Source organism: Deinococcota bacterium, from assembly GCA_030858465.1.
GTDB lineage: Bacteria > Deinococcota > Deinococci > Deinococcales > Trueperaceae > JALZLY01.
On sequence record JALZLY010000273.1, the window covers coordinates 1 to 2653 of the forward strand.

Genomic DNA, 2653 nt, shown 5'->3' on the forward strand with positions numbered 1-2653 from the left:
CTTCGAGGGCGACTACGCCGCGGTGCCGGTAGACGGCTGGACCCAGCTCCTGCTCTACCGCGCCGACCTCTTCGAGGAGCACGGGCTCGAGCCCCCCACCACCTTTGAGAGCATCCTCGCCGCCATAGCGGCGCTCCACAACCCTCCCGAGATGTACGGCTTCGTCGCCGCCACCGACGTGAGCCAGCCCTATATGCTCCAGGTCTTCGAGCACTTCGCGCTGGCCAACGGCGTTCAGATGATAGGCGACGAGGGCAACGTCACCCTGGACTCGCCCGAGATGGTCGAGACCCTGGAGTTCTACCGCCAGCTCGTGGAGGCGAGCCCGCCCGGCAACCTCTACTGGCAGCAGTCGCGCGAGCTCTACCAGGGCGGTCAGGCGGCGATGATCGTCTGGTCACCATTTATTCTCGACGAACTAGCCGGCCTCCGCGACGAGGTGCCCGTTCCCGCCGACGAAGGCCAGGAGTCCGGCTGGCTGGCACGCAACACCGGCTTCGTCACCCGCCTCTCGGGACCCAACAACCCAGGCGGCGCGGGCTGGGCCGACGTGCGCTACTTCGGCATCACCGTCGACGCCGACGCCGAGGCCGCCCAGCAGTTCGTTGAATTCTCCATGAGCGAAGGCTATATCGACACCCTGTCGATCGCCGCCGAGGGCAAGTTCCCGGTGCGAGGCGGCACCGCCGAGAACCCCACTGAGTTCGTCGACGCCTGGCAAGACCTCGAGGTCGGCGTCTCGGCGCGTGCGCCCTTGAGCGAGTTCTATTCGCAGGAGGTGATCGGCGACCTCATCGAGGGGCTCGAGACGGGCGACCGCTGGGCCTTCGGGCAGGGCCAGGGCGTTCTCTACTCGCAGATGGCCGACACGCGTGTTCTGGTCGAGACGCTGCGCGAGTTCTTGGACGGCGAACACAGCGCCGAGGAGACCGCCGCGCTGATGCAGCAGCGGGTCGAAGCGCTCAGGTAAGGGGCTAGCAGCCGTCAGCTATCAGCTATCAGCACGGACCAAGCTCTCTCGGAAATACTCGAGCGGGAAATTCACGCCGTCAGCTATCAGCTATCAGCACGGACCCTAAAGCTGACGGCTGCTAGCTGACCGCTTGAAAGGAGGTAACGATGGCCGCACACCCTTCACGCCGGGGAACGCTCGCCGCCCGCGAGGCGCGGCTCGCCTACTGGATGCTGGCGCCGACCTTCCTCATCGTCTTCGCCATCGTCCTCTTTCCGGTCCTGATGAACTTCTGGATCGCCTTCAAACCGGTGACCTTGGGCGATCTGCGCGCGCCGGCACCGGTGGTGAACGAGCGCGTGACAGCGATGCCCGAGGCTCCGGGCGAGGCGCTCGAGCTGCGCCTGCAGATCCTGAACCGCTCTCAGACCGCGGCGCTTTATGGCGTCATCCTGGAAAAGGCGCTGCCCCAGGGGCTCGAGCTCGCCACGCTCGAGCCGCGCTGCACGCAAGACGGCAGCCTGTTGCGCTGCGACTTCGGCGACGCCCTACCCGGCTTTCGCGAGGCGCTGACGCTCTCTTTCAGCGCCTCGCAGGTCTATTTCGAGGCGGGCGGGCCGGAGCTTCCCCTGGCGGCGGCGACCATCCGCGCCCAGGCGGACAACGTCCTCACCAACTTCGTTTTTACGCTCGACAACTTCCGCCGCATCCTGAGCGGCCCCGACTTCTGGCCAGTCATGCGGGTGACGCTCTACTACACGCTCTTCAGCACCGTCGGCTCGATCCTCCTGGGGCTCTTCGCGGCGCAACTGGTGAACGCTCGCTTCCGCGGCCAGGGCCTGTTGCGCGGGCTCTTTCTCTTTCCCTACGTGGCGCCCGTCATCGCCGTCGCCTTTGTGTGGGCCTTTTTCCTCGACCCCTTCAGCGGCACCGTGAACGCGCTCGGGGTGCGCTACGGGCTTCTGGACGGCCCGCTCAACTTTCTCGGCCAGCGCAGCCTTGCCCTGGACCTCTTCGGCCTCTCGTTTTCCCTGCCGCTCGCACTTACCACCGTCATCGCCTTCAGCGCCTGGAACTATTTTCCCTTTGCCTTTCTCTTTATCCTGGCCCGCTTCCAGGCCATCCCCAAGGACATGTACGAGGCCGCCGACGTGGACGGGGCCAGCCCCTTCCAGAAGTTCTGGTCGATCACCCTGCCACAGCTCGCGGGCATCTTGGGCGTCCTCTTCTTGCTCCGCTTCATGTTTCTGATCAACAAGTTCGAGGATATCTTTCTCCTGACCGGGGGCGCCGCGGGCACCCGTAACCTACCCATCATGATCTACGACCAGGCTTTCGGCCTCGCCAACATCGGCATGGGGGCGGCGGTGGCGGTGGTGCTCTTCGCCGTGCTGCTCGTCTTCATGGTCATCTTTTTCCGCTTTGCGCCGGAGGAATAGGCTATGGACGCGACGATCGAACGAGCAGGCAGGCATGCTTTTCACCTCTCTCCACCCGCCGTCCTCGTCGGAACCGTTATGGGCGCGCTCGCCAGCGCCCTCATGGTCACCCTCTGGTCGCTCCTCGCTACCCTCCTGGGCGGCCTGACCACCACCGTGCCGCTCGGCTGGGCCCTCTTCGCCGGGGGCGTCGTCGGCGCGGGCGTCGGCGCCTTGCGGCGCGGGCGCAGCACGCCCTGGCCCTACGCGGTCGGCCTCGGCC

General features: G+C 66.1%; 3 protein-coding genes. All 3 read left to right on the forward strand.

Going from position 1 to position 2653, the window contains the following annotated elements; translation table 11 throughout:
• Positions 1–970 (forward strand): extracellular solute-binding protein (locus M3498_13795; protein ID MDQ3460350.1); only part of this gene is annotated, 970 nt, incomplete at its 5' end.
• A gap of 149 nt (positions 971–1119) precedes the next feature.
• A complete protein-coding gene (locus tag M3498_13800) occupies positions 1120–2391 on the forward strand; it encodes a sugar ABC transporter permease (protein ID MDQ3460351.1) in 1272 nt (423 codons plus the stop codon).
• A gap of 3 nt (positions 2392–2394) precedes the next feature.
• On the forward strand, positions 2395–2653 hold a 259-nt coding region (locus tag M3498_13805), incomplete at its 3' end, for a hypothetical protein (protein MDQ3460352.1).